Consider the following 15,063-nt stretch of genomic DNA (forward strand, 5'->3'; position numbering starts at 1 on the left):
CCGCGTTTTTGGAGTGCCTTCAAAAAACCGTTGAGCTCGTCACCGGTCTTGAACTGTTTAAAAAAATTGTCGTCGAATAATTCCTCGTTCTTCATAATGGTGTGAAAATTTAAAGTTAAAAAAATAGCGGGGGCATGCCCCCGCTATTTTTTTATTTACACACTTTATGAGATAGTCCCTTTTTGGTTGCCGTTTTTCTTTTATTATAAATGTCTTTTGCATCATCCAGATTGGCCTTTTTCAATTCAGGAAAAACAAAATCGGTAGCGTGTTTTTTATCATCTCTGTAGAAATCTAAAATACTTAGAACCTTATCTGGAATTTTTAAGGACAGTAGTTTTGAGTTTTTATTCATTCTATAATGAAGCCTATTGTCGTATATGTCTGACCACTTTGTCCAGAGCACATCTGTAACCCGCATTCCTGCAAAATAGAAACTAAAAAGCCAAACATTCCTTGTATGGATTTCATTGGGGGTTAGATTATCTAAATCTTCAATAGCTCTTATCTCGATTATATTCAACCCTATTTTTGTAGTCTCTGGAAACTTGATTTTAATTTTGTCACCACCAAAAGGATACAATTCCCTACTAACTATTTTTAACTTTATAGCTCTGTTGAATAATAAGCGGATTAGGACAAGTATATTCATTATTGAAGTCTCAGCTAGGTTGTGCTTAACCTTGAGGTATATCATCAATTTTTTAAGAAATCGTTCATCAATTTCTTGAAATGAAAGCTGTTTAGATTTGTGAAATTTTACAATGTAACTAATCAATGCGCTGTCCGTAGATAGACGGTTTAACTTTTCTGCAACTTCCAGTTCGTCCAGATGTTCTTGTGCCAGTTCAAAGAAAGTTGAGGAATTCCCTGAGGCATAAATTTCTTTTTTAATCTGGTTTGCTGAAGCATCTTTATATTCGGACTGTAAATCAATAAGGGCCTTATTGGCATCGGAAAGTTGTTGTGATAATAACTTGTTTAGGCTATCGGCATTTGGATTTGATTTTTTTACTCGAAGATTTTTTTCGTCCCATTCCTCAATATCAATATAATGACCTACATATTGATAGGTGGAACGACGGTTTTTTGTAATTCGAATAGCCAACGGATATTGCCCCTTGGTGTTCGGTTTTTTACGAAGAACTATTTTTGCATTTGATGACATAATTGACCTGTTTTGAGTACGAAAGTCAAATCAGGTACAACATAGGTACAACATTGTGTTTTTTGCTCAATTTTTGTTGTACACTTTCTATAAAGATACGTCTTTATTAGAACTTTTGGGTACAACATAGGTACAACAAATGCTGAAATCAACTGATATTAAATGACTTTAAAGAAAATGAAAAAACGATTAACTCATTGAAAATGAGTGTTTTTGCACTTCTTTGGTGCAATATACGCTAGAATTAGGATCTAGTGCCGCAAGGTGTGAGAGTTCGAGTCTCTCCGCCTGTACTGATAAAAGCTTCTTGGAAACAAGGGGCTTTTTTATTGTACATTCTTTAATGAAGTCAGAAATAGAGGAGAGACGAGAAGTTCATGCTGAGCGAAGTTGACTTCCTCCCAAATCATGGTATGAATTGAAATTGGTAGCAATCGAAACCATAATAACAGCACTATCCGCATTTTTAACTTCAACGGAAGAATTGGTTTGAGTGGCTGTTCCGTTGCTAGTTTTTATTTTGGCCAGTGCATTGAATTCCACTTTACCTTCTACACCTTCATGGTCGCTTGTTTTGCCCCAAAGTGAAAGTGGGTCGTTACCCTGAGGCTCAATTTTTGGCTCCAGATGTGGCGAAGTGAAGTTTGCTTTAAATGAAACTTTACCCGGTTCATCGGCCGAAATTTTTATGACCAAAACACGGTCGGCCAAAGAAACAAAGGCTTCTCGGGTAAAGGTAACTCCATTTAATTGGTAGGTGGTTTTGCTAATGACCTTGCTGATATCCAATTCCCGATAATAAAAGTTGTATGTGTTGTGGTTTGGGAAGGATAGCTCCAGATTGCCCACGGGTTGGAACATTTGTCCATGTGATTTCTTGGTAATGATTTTCTCATTGGCCAGTTGTTCGGCGGCCTTATATTCACCCTTAAAAATCAACTCACGCACTTCGGGCAAAGCTTCTAATGCATCCGGATTATCGTTTCGGTTAGGGCTGCCACTCCAAACTGTATGCTCATTCAATTGAAAAATATCTTTATCTACGTTCCCATAGACCATGGCTCCTATACGTCCGTTTCCTATTGGTAAGGCATTTTCCCAAACCTCTCCTGATGGCTCGTCATACCATAATTTTAAATCGTTGGTATGCTGTGCGAAAAATAAAAGTGGGGCTAGGAGAATGGCCGTACATATTACTTTTTTTAGGGTTCCCATCTAACTTATAAAATGAACATTTAAATTTAAGTGTTCAATATACACATAAAGCCGATTTAAATTTTATTCTTAAAAAGTATTTTTTGAATAATTATGAAGGAATCTAAAAAAAACCAATAAATTGTTAGAATAACTTCCGTTATTTTGAGACTTATAACATTTGTGAACAGAATTATTAATTTTCTTGGTCCAAGATAAGTGACAAACCACGATGAAATATATCATTTGCCAGGAACCTGGCCATTTTGAATTGAAGGAAAAAGAGCGACCGGTTAGAAGAATCGGGGAGGTACTTGTCAAAATACATCGTGTAGGTATTTGTGGAACGGATTTGCATGCCTACGGTGGAAATCAAGCTTTTTTCAAATACCCACGAATACTGGGTCATGAACTCGCCGCGGAGATATTGGAAATTGCCCAAGATGAAGATGATTTCAGAATTGGCGATCATGTAATCGTCATGCCTTATGTAAGTTGTGGTACCTGTGTGGCCTGCAGAAATGGAAAAACAAATTGCTGCACCCAAATCAATGTTTTGGGCGTACATGTGGATGGAGGGATGCAAGAAATTTTAAGCCTGCCTAAAAATCTGCTCATTCCCGCTAATAATCTTTCCCTCGAGGAAATGGCCATTATAGAGCCTTTGGCAATTGGGGCTCATGCTCTAAGAAGGGCAGCTATTCATAAAGGTGAAACAATCGTTGTAATTGGTTGTGGACCCATTGGTAATGGCCTCATGAAGTTGGCCCAAATTAAGGGCGCCAAGGTTATCGCCTTGGATATGAATATAGATAGATTGAATTACGCTGCCAATCAAATAGGGGTGCCCCATGTATTGGACGTAAGGGAAAACCCCATTGAAAAGATAGCTGAAATTACCAATGGTGACTTGGCTACCGCTGTATTTGACGCTACCGGCAACAAACATGCTTTGGAAACAGGAGTTTCTTATATGTCGCACGGTGGTAGATTTGTTTTGGTAGGCCTATCCAAAGGAGAGCTTACCTATCTACACCCCCAGATACATGTAAAGGAAACAACCTTGATGTGCAGTAGAAACGCTACTTTGGAAGACTTTCAATTCGTAATTGATCATATCAAGGAATTTCCAACGGATTCGTTTATCACGCATAAGGTTCATCTTTCTGAAATGATTGAACAGTTCGACTCTTGGTTATTGCCAGAAACAAATGTGGTCAAGGCCATGGTTACTTTCGATTGGAAATGAAAAGTTCGTTTTTATGATTATTGACTCACATCAGCATTTCTGGATTTTTGAAAAGGAAAAACATGCCTGGATCGATGATGGAATGTTAGATATCCGAAGAGATTTTTTGCCATCGGATTTAAAACCGATATATGACGAACATAAGGTGGTAGGTTGCATTGCCGTTCAGGCGGACCAATCCTTAGAGGAAAACGATTTTCTTTTGAAACAGGCCGAAGCTTACAATTTTATAAAGGGTATCATTGGTTGGATTGATTTACGAAAACAAGATCTTTCTAGCGTCTTGGACCATTTTGGCCAATTTCCCATAATTAAGGGCTACAGGCACGTTGTTCAAGCCGAGACGGACCCACTTTTCTTGCTTCGAGAGAATTTCCTAAATGGTATTGGAGTATTGCAAAAGAGAGGCTTAATCTATGAGATTCTTGTTTTTCCCCACCAACTTCCCATGGTTTTGGAGTTTGTGAGGCTCTTCCCTAATATTACTTTTGTATTGGACCATATGGCAAAACCCTACATTAAGGACGGTTATTTGACATCTTGGGCAATGATGATGAGGGAACTTGGTAAAATTGAAAACGTACATTGCAAAATTTCCGGTGTTATAACCGAAGCGGATTACCACACGTGGGAAATGCAGCAAATATTGCCCTATCTAGAGGTAGTTTTAGAGGCTTTTGGGACAAAGCGAATCATGTATGGTTCTGATTGGCCCGTATGCCTGGTAGCCGGAAATTACGGCGAGGTTTTGACCCTGGCCCAGCGCTTTGCGGATCAGTTGTCACAAGAGGAACAAATGGATTTTTTCTATTATAATGCCCAGAGAATCTATAATCTAAAAAAATGAAATGGAGCTAAAACTTGAAAACAAGGTGGTGGTGGTTACCGGCTCCGCCGGAATCAAAGGTAGTATAGGTCATGCCATTGTCTTTGCATTGGCAAAGGAAGGTGCAATTCCTGTGCTTATAGATAGGAACCGCAGGGGATTTGATTATGAAAAGAAGTTGCTGGAAATGGGATTGGATGCTGCGTTTCTTCAAACGGACGTGACAGAGGTTGACCAGATAGAAAGTGCGATTCGAAAGATTTCGGAAAAGTACGGTCAAATTGATGCCGTTATTAATAATGTGGGGGTTAATGATGGTGCCTCACTGGACAGCTCCATGGACGATTTTGTCGCTTCCTTAAAACTCAACCTAATCAGTTACTTTGCCACCGTTAAATTCGCATTGCCCCATTTAAAGAAAAGTAAGGGCACTATATTGAATATTGGCTCCAAGGTTGCGCTTACGGGGCAAGGCGGAACATCTGGCTATGCAGCGGCTAAAGGCGGTGTTTTGGGACTTACTAGGGAATGGGCAGTGGACTTAATCGACTATGGAATACGTTCCAATGCCCTAATTATATCCGAAAGCTATACGCCAGCCTATGAAACTTGGATAAATACCTTTGAGCATGGAAACCAAAAATTGGAAGAAATAAAAAACAGGATTCCATTGGAGTCCAGAATGACATTACCAGCGGAAATAGCGGATACGGTACTTTTTTTAATTTCCGAAAGATCCTCCCATACCACGGGGCAATTTGTTTTCGTGGATGGAGGTTATGTACACTTGGACAGGGCACTATTGTCCAAAAAATAAACCACCAACCTCAAGAATTATGAACCAAAAGAATTCGACTCCATTAGTTAAGAAAACCGTTGTAATCCCCTTTATGCTCATTACATCGCTTTTTGCGCTGTGGGGTTTTGCCAATGATATCACCAACCCTATGGTTTCCGCCTTTAAAAAGGTATTGGAACTGGACAACTTTCAGGCCTCGCTCGTTCAATTGGCATTTTACGGGGGATATTTTACCATGGCGTTGCCCGCTGCCATTTTTGTGAACCGTTATTCCTATAAGAAAGGAATTTTGTTAGGTCTTGCCCTTTATGCTGTGGGAGCCCTTCTTTTCTATCCCGCTGCGGCTTACGAAGAGTTTGGTTATTTTTTGGCGGCCCTGTATATATTGACCTTCGGACTGGCCTTTTTGGAAACTACGGCCAATCCCTATATTCTATCCATGGGCTCAGAGGAAACGGCTACCAGACGCTTGAATTTGGCGCAGGCATTTAATCCAATCGGGGCATTGCTGGGTCTTTTGGTAGCGCAAAAATTCATTTTGGCTTCCCTACAGTCCGATGACCTTTTGCCAAATGGGAATCCTGTCTATGGAACGTTAACGGGGTCGGCAAAGGAATTGGTAAAGACATCGGACCTGGCCGTGATTCGTAATCCATATGTAATTCTGGGCTTGGTGGTCATCGCTTTTTTTGTGGTCATCGCACTTATTAAAATGCCTCGCAACGAAAGACAGGAAGGCAAAGTGGTCGTTTCGGAATCCATAAAAAGACTTTTTAAATCCAAAAAATTCGTGGGCGGGGTAGTGGCACAAGCGTTTTATGTAGGGGCCCAAATTATGTGTTGGACCTATCTTTATCAATATGCGGAATCTTTTGGTATAGACAATGAAAGGGCCGTTAATTATGGGATAGCGGCCTTGGTGATATTTTTAACGGGCAGATGGGTAGGAACAGCGCTGCTACGGGTAATAAATTCCGGAAAGTTGCTTTTTATGTTCGCCCTGGGAGCATCCATTTGTACATTGATTGCCATTTTCATTCCGGGAACGGTAGGCTTGATTGCCCTTGTTGCCATCTCATTTTTTATGTCGATCATGTTTCCAACAATTTATGGCATTGCGCTGGAAGGGCAGGGGGACGATTCCAAATTTGGAGCGGCCTTTTTGGTCATGGCCATTGTTGGTGGTGCATTGATGCCTACCTTACAAGGTTTGATATTGGATTTGGGTGGTGCGGGTTACACGGATATATTGATTTTGGGAGTGCCAGAAGTCAATTTTTCCTTTGTTCTGCCACTTTTGTGTTTTGTGATTGTTGCCTTCTATGGTCGAAGTGTATACACAAACGAGAATCTTACACCCTGAATTCTATGAAGCGGTTTTGTTTTGCATGCGATCTAAAAAACGATTTGGAACTTATTGAATCGTATAAGAACTATCATAAAAAGGAAAACACCTGGCCAGAAATTACCAAGAGCATCAAAGATGCCGGTGTTTTGGATATGGAAATATATTTAGTGGGGAATAGGTTGTTCTTGGTTATGGAAGTAGATGAGACCTTTTCTTTTGACCGTAAAAAACGAATGGATGCCGAAAACCCCAAAGTACAAGATTGGGAACAACTCATGTGGAAATTTCAACAGGCGCTTCCCAATACTCCAAGTGGTGAAAAATGGACACCTACAGAACTCATTTTTAAATTGGGTTGACACCTGTTTAAATGTGTTTCGTAAATAACCGATTTGTTTATGACGCCAGCTAATACTATACCGTAATGACTAGATGTCAAAAAGGACAATAACAGTGATTCAAAAGCCTACCTTTAAAGGTAGGCTTTCACATTTTTAAATGAGAAAAAAGATATTTAGTCCTTTGAAATTATCAATCTTCCTTCTTTGAATTCTCCCATTTTTCTACCATAGGCTTCAAAATATCATCTTCAACACCGTATACTTTACCCTCTTTTGCGAGTGGCATAAATTCGTCAATGTATTGTTGGCTAATCGCTTCAGAATCCCCGTATTGCCCGCGGAGCTCCTCCAGTTTTTGGTGCAGCTCCTTTTGGATGTCTTGATAGGCGGGGTCATCGTAATAGTTGTGCTGTTCCAAAGGGTCTTTATTTCGGTCTATCAATTCCCAATAATCCAGGTCAAAGTAGTAATGGATTAATTTATAATCTTTGGTAATGGCTGCATAATGCCTATTGACATTATGCTCGGAAGGATGTTCGTAATAGTGATAGTAAACGGCATCCCTGTTCCAATTTTCCATGTCGCCCGTTAGGACCGGAACAAGACTTTTACCTTGCATGTCATCTGGTTGAGGAGCTTCGGCAACATCAAGAAAGGTTTGGGCAAAATCCAGATTTTGGACAAGTTCATCGGATACGCTTCCCGATTTTACACGATTTGGCCAAGAAACCAAAAGCGGCGTTTTAAGACTTTCGTCATAGACGAATCTTTTGTCGAACCAACCATGTTCCCCAAGGTAAAAACCTTGGTCCGAAGTATACACAATAATCGTGTTGTCCATCATGTTATTGGCTTCTAAATAATCCAAAACCCGACCTACATTTTCGTCTACGGACTTGATGGTCCCCAAATAGTCCTGCATATATCTTTGATAGCGCCATTTGGCAATATCTTTTTCCGTCATGTTTGGATATTGTTCAATGAAATCTTCCGCAACTTTTTTATAGTATGTATCAAAATGTGCTTTTTGGGTTGAGTCCAGTCTTCCAACCGTCATTTCGTATCTGCGCTTGTCAAAACCTATTTGTTCTTCCAACCCTAATTGATCCATAACCTCAGGATAGAGCTTGCTGTCCGCTGCCCAACCCATGTCGCCGTCAATTTTCATTTCTGCCACCTTAGCCGCGAGCATTCCTTTATGGTCATCGAACAAGGTTTTAGGTTCTGGAAAAGTTTTATTCGTGTATTCCTCCATATGTCTTTCCGCCATCAACCAGGAACGGTGTGGGGCTTTATGCAGGTACATGAGCATAAAGGGTGCATCCTTTTTACGTTCGTTTTCCAGCCATTCTAGCGTCATGTCGGTAACAATATCCGTTACATACCCTTTCACTTGAATTTCCCCTTCATTTTTTGTGATAAAATCTGGATTGTAATAGGAACCCTGGCCCGGTAATATTTTAAATTGGTCAAAGCCTTTCGGGTTATTTCCAAAATGTAACTTACCAAACATGGCGGTTTGGTAGCCCGCCTTTTGTAATAGTTGTGGAAAAGTGACGTTGGTGGTATCGAAAGGGGAGACATTGTCAATCTTGCCATTTATGTGGGAGTGCTTTCCGGTAAGAATGGTAGCCCTAGATGGTGCACAAATAGAATTGGTGACACTGGCATTGGTAAATAACATGCCCATTTTGGCAATCCTATCAATGTTGGGTGTCTCGATCAAGCTATTGTCATAGGCGGAAATAGCTTGATAGGCATGGTCGTCCGACATGATAAACACAATATTAGGCCGCTCCGCTTTCTCTTCACATTCAGGTTTTGTTTCAGAATTACATCCAAGTAAGCAAATCGAAGAAAGTAAAAGGCTCGCAAACCTTATAAAAAATCTTTTAAGGAGTTTATATTGGTTGGGTTTAAAATTCATATCAAATAGTATATATTAAAGCCCTTTAAGTTACTGCATTTTCGAATTAATTATTTTAGTCTAAAAAATAGATTTTTCTTCATCTTCTTGGGCGTTTTTTTGCTAATAAAAAAAGAAGAACCTCTATAAGCCGTATTTTCATTTGATTGATTATCAAATATCATCTTGAAATCTGCGTTATTCCAGTACTATTAAATTAGAATCAAAGACTTTACAGTAATACAATTTGTTTATTTTGTATTTTTGAAGGGCAATGAAGGACATCTTCCAATAAATAGTATCTATTACCATGGCACTTTTAGTGCTGTTTACCACGACATCGTTCTCGGTAGACATGCATTATTGTGGAGACCATCTTATAGATTTTAGCCTTTCTGGAGACGTGGAACGTTGTATGATGCAACCACAGATTTCCCATGAAACGTCTAGTTGTCCTATGATGGAAATGAAAATGGATTGCTGTTCCGATGTGGAACTTGCTGTTACGGGTCATGACGACTTACAAATTTCCTTCTATCAATTGTCTTTTGATAAACAGTTGTTTATTACCTCCTTCGTATATACTTATTCCTGTTTATTTGAAAACAGGCATCAAGAAAAAGTACATTTTAAGGATTATTCCCCTCCTCCCTTGATCAGGGATGTCCAGGTTCTAGACCAGACCTTCCTAATTTGATTTTTAGGCATTTAATTTTTCCCTGTTAACTAATGGTTTCCAGGCATGTTTTGTTATAAACTATTTCAAGACTTGAAAATGTTTAACTGTCTAATTATCAAAGTATATGCTGAATAAAGGCATAAAATACCTTATAGAAAACAAACTGATTGCGGTTCTCATGCTCCTCCTATTTGTAGGATGGGGTATAGTAAACGCCCCGTTCAATTGGAATATTGGAATTTTACCAACCGATCCGGTTGCAGTTGATGCTATTCCGGATATTGGTGAAAATCAACAGATTGTTTTTACGAAATGGGAAGGTCGCTCTCCACAGGATATAGAGGATCAGATTACCTACCCTTTAACGAGTTCCTTGTTGGGTATTCCCGGAGTTAGAACTGTTCGCAGCTCTTCCATGTTTGGGTTTTCCAGTATCTATATCATTTTTGAGGAAGAGGTAGAGTTCTATTGGTCCCGCAGTAGAATTCTGGAAAAGCTCAATTCGCTGCCAAATGGATTGTTGCCGGAAGGGGTAACCCCTACATTAGGTCCGGATGCTACCGGATTGGGACAGATATTCTGGTATACCTTGGAAGGTAGGGACGAAGAAGGCAATGTCACCGGCGGATGGGATTTACAGGAACTACGAAGCATACAGGATTACTATGTAAAATATGGATTGTCGGCTGCTGGTGGGGTTTCAGAAGTGGCTTCCATTGGTGGGTATGTTCAGGAATATCAAGTGGATGTTGACCCGGAATTGATGCGACAGTATGGTATTGGACTTACAGATGTTGTGAAGGCCGTAAAGCAGAGCAATCAAGATTTAGGAGCCCAAACTTTGGAAATGAACCAGGTCGAATATCTAATTCGGGGACTGGGATATATAAAATCCCTAGCGGATATTGAAAATGCGGTAGTTGCATCTGAAGACTTTACATCCATTCGTATCAAGGATATTGCCAAGGTACATTTAGGACCCGCAAGCCGACGGGGCATATTGGACAAGGAGGGAGCAGAGGTCGTTGGCGGTGTTGTTGTAGCCAGATATGGTGCCAATCCTTTGGAAGTCATTACAAACGTGAAGGACAAGATTATGGAATTGAGTGGCGGACTGCCGTCTAAAGTTTTAGCTGACGGACGTACCTCGCAATTGACCATTGTGCCTTTCTATGACCGTACGGAACTGATTCAGGAAACCTTGGGTACTTTAAACGAAGCCCTGACCTTGGAGGTGCTCATTACCATTTTGGTAATCATCGTTATGGTTTTTAACCTAAGGGCATCGCTACTTATATCCGCACTGTTGCCCGTGGCCATTCTTATGGTTTTTATCACCATGAAATTATTTCACGTGGATGCCAATATCGTAGCCTTGTCCGGTATCGCCATTGCCATAGGGACCATGGTCGATGTTGGAGTCATATTGGCAGAAAATATGATACGGCATTTGGAGGATGAAAAGCTAAGAATTCGGGAAGATGGGAGTCACCTCACAACGAATGAAATCGTCTATAATGCGACTTCAGAAGTTTCGGGAGCTATCCTTACAGCGGTGTTGACGACCATTATAAGTTTTATCCCTGTTTTTACCATGATAGGTGCGGAAGGTAAATTGTTTCGACCCTTGGCCTTTACCAAAACCATGGCTTTGTCCGCCTCTCTGCTAATCGCCTTGTTTTTGATTCCTCCCTTTGCCGCATTCCTTTTTAAAAAATCTAAAAGACAATTGCCATTACGCAAAGTTTGGGACTATGCTCTTATAGTTTCTGGGGTTTTGGCCATCATTTTTGGTTTTTGGTTGGGTTTGGCCTTGGTCGCCTTCGGCTTCTTAGGATTGTGGTTTGGTTTTAAGGCTTTAGAGAATTTTAGGTTTGCCATAAATCAATATCAGGTATCGGTTTCTAAAAAATTAGCAAACATTGGCATTTCCGTTTTGGTTATTGTTATTCTCCTTGCGGAATATTGGAGGCCTTTGGGCTTTGATCGGGGATTGGTCATAAATTTCATTTTTGTTGCGATTATCTGCTTCGGTCTATTGGGAATTTTCTCTTTATTCAAAACATACTATTCCAAAATCTTAAAGTGGGGCTTGAAAATAAAGGACTTTTTATAATGATACCTTCCACGGTATTGGTCTTGGGAATATAGATCATGAGAAATACGGGCAAGGAATTTATGCCATCGCTTAACGAAGGTACATTCCTATTGATGCCTACTTCCCTACCGCACGCAGGTGTAGCCGAGAACAAACGTGTTTTGCAACAGTTGGATATGGCCGTGGCCAATATCCCCGAGGTGGAGACCGTGGTAGGAAAAGCAGGTAGAACCGAATCGGCTTTGGATCCCGCGCCACTCTCCATGTACGAAAACGTCATTCAATACAAGTCGGAGTTTATGCGAAATACCGAGGGTAAAAGGCAAAGGTATAAAGTAAACATGGACGGACTTTTCGTTTTGAAAAATGGAAAGCTTCATATTAACCCGAACAATCCTATCGACAATAACGGCATGTATGATGCTGACCAACTGGCTGAAACGGTATCCAGGGAGGATTTGATTGAAGCTAGCAATGGGGATTATTTTAGAAACTGGAGACCGGAAATTAATACTCCGGACGATATATGGAATACAATTGTCTCCGCAACTAGATTGCCCGGTGTAACCTCGGCACCTAAACTTCAGCCCATAGAAACTAGGTTGGTCATGCTACAGACCGGCATGCGTGCACCCATGGGTATTAAGGTCAAAGGACAGGATTTGCAACAAATTGAAAGTTTTGGTCTGCAGTTGGAAGATATCCTTAAGGAGGCCGAAGGGGTGAAGGAACAAGCGGTATTCGCGGACCGAATCATTGGTAAGCCCTATTTGCTTATCAATATTAAAAGGGAACAATTGGCACGCTATGGTATTTCAATAATGGATGTTCAGAATATCCTGGAAGTCGCAGTTGGCGGGATGCCCTTGACACAAACGGTAGAGGGTAGAGAAAGATATGCAGTTAGGGTCAGGTATCCTCGAGAGCTTAGGGATAATCCGACCGACCTAAAAAATATTTATGTTCCCGTAGAAAATGGAAGTCCGGTACCCCTTGGTGAATTGGTGGACATTCGATATGAAAAAGGACCTCAGGTCATTAAAAGTGAAGATACTTTTTTGGTAGGTTATGTACTGTTCGATAAGCTGGACGGGTTTGCTGAAGTGGATGTCGTTGAAAATGCCCAGGCTTTAATACAGGAAAAAATAGATAATGGAGAACTAACAGTGCCTAACGGTATAAGCTATAGGTTTACGGGTACTTACGAAAACCAATTAAGGGCGGAAAAGACCTTGTCCTTTGTAGTTCCCTTGGCCTTGTTGGTTATATTTCTAATACTGTACTTTCAATTTAGGTCGGTCACCACATCTTTAATGGTGTATACCGGTATTGTCGTAGCTTTTGCCGGTGGATTTATCATGATTTGGCTTTACGGACAGGATTGGTTCTTGAATTTTAGCCTGTTTGGTGAAAACCTTCGGGATTTATTTAATATGAAGACCATCAATTTGAGCGTTGCCGTTTGGGTCGGTTTCATTGCCCTATTCGGAATTGCCACGGATGATGGGGTGGTAATGGCTACCTACTTGACTCAGACTTTTGATAGGGAAAATCCCGGCAATGTAAAGGAGATTCGCTCGGCAGCTTTGGAGGCGGCCAACAAACGAATCAGACCTTGTTTAATGACCACGGTCACCACTATTTTGGCTTTGTTGCCCGTCATGACCTCTACTGGCAAGGGAAGCGATATTATGATTCCCATGGCTATACCCATTTTTGGGGGAATGGTAATAGATATAACCTCCTATTTTCTGGTACCTGTCCTATTTGCATGGAGAGCGGAGATTAAGTTGAAAGCGAAAAGCTTAAAGTGAAAAGTGAAAAGTGAAAATATGATAATTATACAATTATTGATACAGTATGGGTAAGAGTATACTAAGGGATAAAAGCTATGGGTTTGCGATTTTAATCGTTCGTTTGTACCAATATCTCCAATACGAAAAAAAGGAATATAGTTTGGGTAAACAACTGCTCAGAAGTGGTACCGCTATAGGAGCCCTCATTAGGGAGGCAGAATTCGCGCAAAGCAGGAAAGATTTTATAAATAAAATGAGTATCGCGCTTAAAGAAGCCAATGAAACTCTTTATTGGCTGGATTTGTTAAAAGATACTGATTATATAGACAAGAAAATATTTGATGAGTATTCTAAAACAAACAAGGAATTGGTTGCAATGTTGGTAAGTACAATTAAAACTTCTAAAGGAAATTGACATGAGACTATCAAATACCATAAGAGTTGTAATTGCATTTCACTTTTCACTTTTCGTTTTTAACTATTTAGGTGCGCAAAGTCTGGAATCCTATTTGGAAGAGGCAGAAGCGAATAATCCAGAAATACAGGCTTACGAGCTACAATATAACATTTCCAAGGAAAAGGTGGGGGAAGCTAGGAGCTTGCCCAACACATCTATTAGCGCCGGTTATTTCGTAAGTGAGCCGGAAACCCGTACCGGGGCACAGCGTACCCGTCTTTCCGTGGCGCAGATGTTGCCTTGGTTTGGAACGATTACGGCTAGGGAAAGCTATGCAAACTCCCTTGCAGAAGCGGATTATTTGGATTTGGCCATAGTTAAAAGAAAGTTGGCATTATCGGTAGCTCAATCCTATTATGAACTCTATGTTTTAAATGCGAAACAAACAGTTTTGAAAGAAAACATGCAATTGTTGGACACTTATGAACAATTGGCCTTGACATCCGTTGAGGTAGGGAGGGCTTCGGCCGTAGATGTGCTGCGTTTGCAAATTCGCCAGAATGAATTACAGCAACAAATTGAGGTTTTGGAGCAAAAGGCCTTGGCGGAAAGGGCTAACTTCAATGGACTAAGAAACCAGGAACAAAGTCTATCGGTATATGTAGTATCGCAACTCGATATACCCTTGGAAGACGCTATGTATGAGAGTCAAAACTTGGAATTGAATCCTGAACTTTTGCGGTACGACAGATTGTATGAGTCGGTCACACAATCGGAACTATTAAATCAGAAACAAAGTGCCCCGAGTTTTGGGGTTGGCGTGGATTATGTCGCCGTTTCCGAAAGGCCAAACATGGATTTCAGCGACAATGGAAAGGATATTGTCATGCCAATGGTTTCCCTGTCCATTCCATTGTTCAATACATCCTTTAAATCGGTATCCAAACAAAATGAACTTCGCCAAAAAGAACTTCAATCTCAAAAACAGCAACGGTTAAACGTGTTGGAAACTACTTTGGCAAAGGCTATTTCCCAAAGAAATCAAGCAAGGATTGCATACAATACCTCGAGTAAGAACTTGGAACAGGCAAAGGACGCAGAGGAAATACTTACGAAAAATTACGAAACAGGAACCATTGATTTTAATGATGTGCTGGATATTCAGGAATTACAGCTCAAGTTTCAGGTAAATCAATTGGAAGCTATAAAATCGTATTACGAACAAAGTGTAATAATTAACTATTTAATTCAATAACAACAAC

At 40.4% G+C, this 15,063-nt stretch carries 11 protein-coding genes and 1 pseudogene; 9 read left to right on the forward strand and 3 right to left on the reverse strand.

The annotated features are described in order from the left end of the window. Positions 1–151 precede the first annotated feature (151 nt). Complete coding sequence (locus BFP75_RS13665) at positions 152–1,168, reverse strand: site-specific integrase (protein ID WP_240531789.1); 1,017 nt, start codon at positions 1,166–1,168, stop codon at positions 152–154. A gap of 375 nt (positions 1,169–1,543) precedes the next feature. Then, entirely contained in the window at positions 1,544–2,383 is an 840-nt protein-coding gene (locus BFP75_RS13670; protein WP_099545936.1) for a glycoside hydrolase N-terminal domain-containing protein, read from the reverse strand. Between the two features lie 211 nt (positions 2,384–2,594). On the opposite strand from BFP75_RS13670, the gene BFP75_RS13675 reads away from it, so the two are divergent. The 5 genes from BFP75_RS13675 to BFP75_RS13695 are packed head-to-tail and all read left to right on the forward strand — an operon-like array spanning position 2,595 to position 6,943. Then, positions 2,595–3,611 (forward strand): zinc-binding alcohol dehydrogenase family protein, encoded by a 1,017-nt coding sequence (locus BFP75_RS13675; RefSeq protein WP_099545937.1) that lies wholly within the window; start codon positions 2,595–2,597, stop codon positions 3,609–3,611. A gap of 13 nt (positions 3,612–3,624) precedes the next feature. Then, the gene (locus tag BFP75_RS13680) at positions 3,625–4,458 is read left to right on the forward strand and encodes an amidohydrolase family protein (protein WP_099545938.1); all 834 of its coding nucleotides are present in this window, start codon (positions 3,625–3,627) and stop codon (positions 4,456–4,458) included. 1 nt (position 4,459) lies between these two features. Next, positions 4,460–5,254 carry an SDR family oxidoreductase gene (locus BFP75_RS13685; RefSeq protein WP_099545939.1) on the forward strand — a complete coding sequence of 265 codons (795 nt, stop codon included), beginning with the start codon at positions 4,460–4,462 and terminating at the stop codon, positions 5,252–5,254. Positions 5,255–5,273: 19 nt separating this feature from the next. Continuing rightward, entirely contained in the window at positions 5,274–6,599 is a 1,326-nt protein-coding gene (fucP, locus tag BFP75_RS13690) for an L-fucose:H+ symporter permease (RefSeq protein WP_099545940.1), read from the forward strand. 5 nt (positions 6,600–6,604) lie between these two features. Then, positions 6,605–6,943, forward strand: a complete 339-nt coding sequence (locus tag BFP75_RS13695; protein WP_099545941.1) for an L-rhamnose mutarotase — start codon at positions 6,605–6,607, stop codon at positions 6,941–6,943. Positions 6,944–7,115: 172 nt separating this feature from the next. On the opposite strand, the gene BFP75_RS13700 is transcribed toward BFP75_RS13695, so the two are convergent. Then, positions 7,116–8,852 (reverse strand): sulfatase, encoded by a 1,737-nt coding sequence (locus tag BFP75_RS13700; protein WP_099545942.1) that lies wholly within the window; start codon positions 8,850–8,852, stop codon positions 7,116–7,118. Between the two features lie 274 nt (positions 8,853–9,126). Here BFP75_RS13700 and BFP75_RS13705 point away from each other — a divergent pair, with 274 nt between their 5' ends. From BFP75_RS13705 to BFP75_RS13720, 4 genes and pseudogenes are all read left to right on the forward strand, one after another. After that, a complete protein-coding gene (locus BFP75_RS13705; protein WP_410504088.1) occupies positions 9,127–9,528 on the forward strand; it encodes an HYC_CC_PP family protein in 402 nt (133 codons plus the stop codon). A 106-nt stretch (positions 9,529–9,634) separates the two neighbouring features. Next, positions 9,635–13,422 (forward strand): annotated as a pseudogene (locus tag BFP75_RS13710) (efflux RND transporter permease subunit). A 46-nt stretch (positions 13,423–13,468) separates the two neighbouring features. Next, complete coding sequence (locus tag BFP75_RS13715) at positions 13,469–13,819, forward strand: four helix bundle protein (RefSeq protein WP_099545943.1); 351 nt, start codon at positions 13,469–13,471, stop codon at positions 13,817–13,819. Position 13,820: 1 nt separating this feature from the next. Then, positions 13,821–15,056, forward strand: coding sequence for a TolC family protein (locus BFP75_RS13720; RefSeq protein ID WP_099545944.1), 1,236 nt, complete (start codon positions 13,821–13,823; stop codon positions 15,054–15,056). Positions 15,057–15,063: the final 7 nt, after the last annotated feature.

Source organism: Maribacter sp. 4G9, from assembly GCF_002742265.1.
In the GTDB taxonomy this organism is placed as follows: domain Bacteria; phylum Bacteroidota; class Bacteroidia; order Flavobacteriales; family Flavobacteriaceae; genus Maribacter.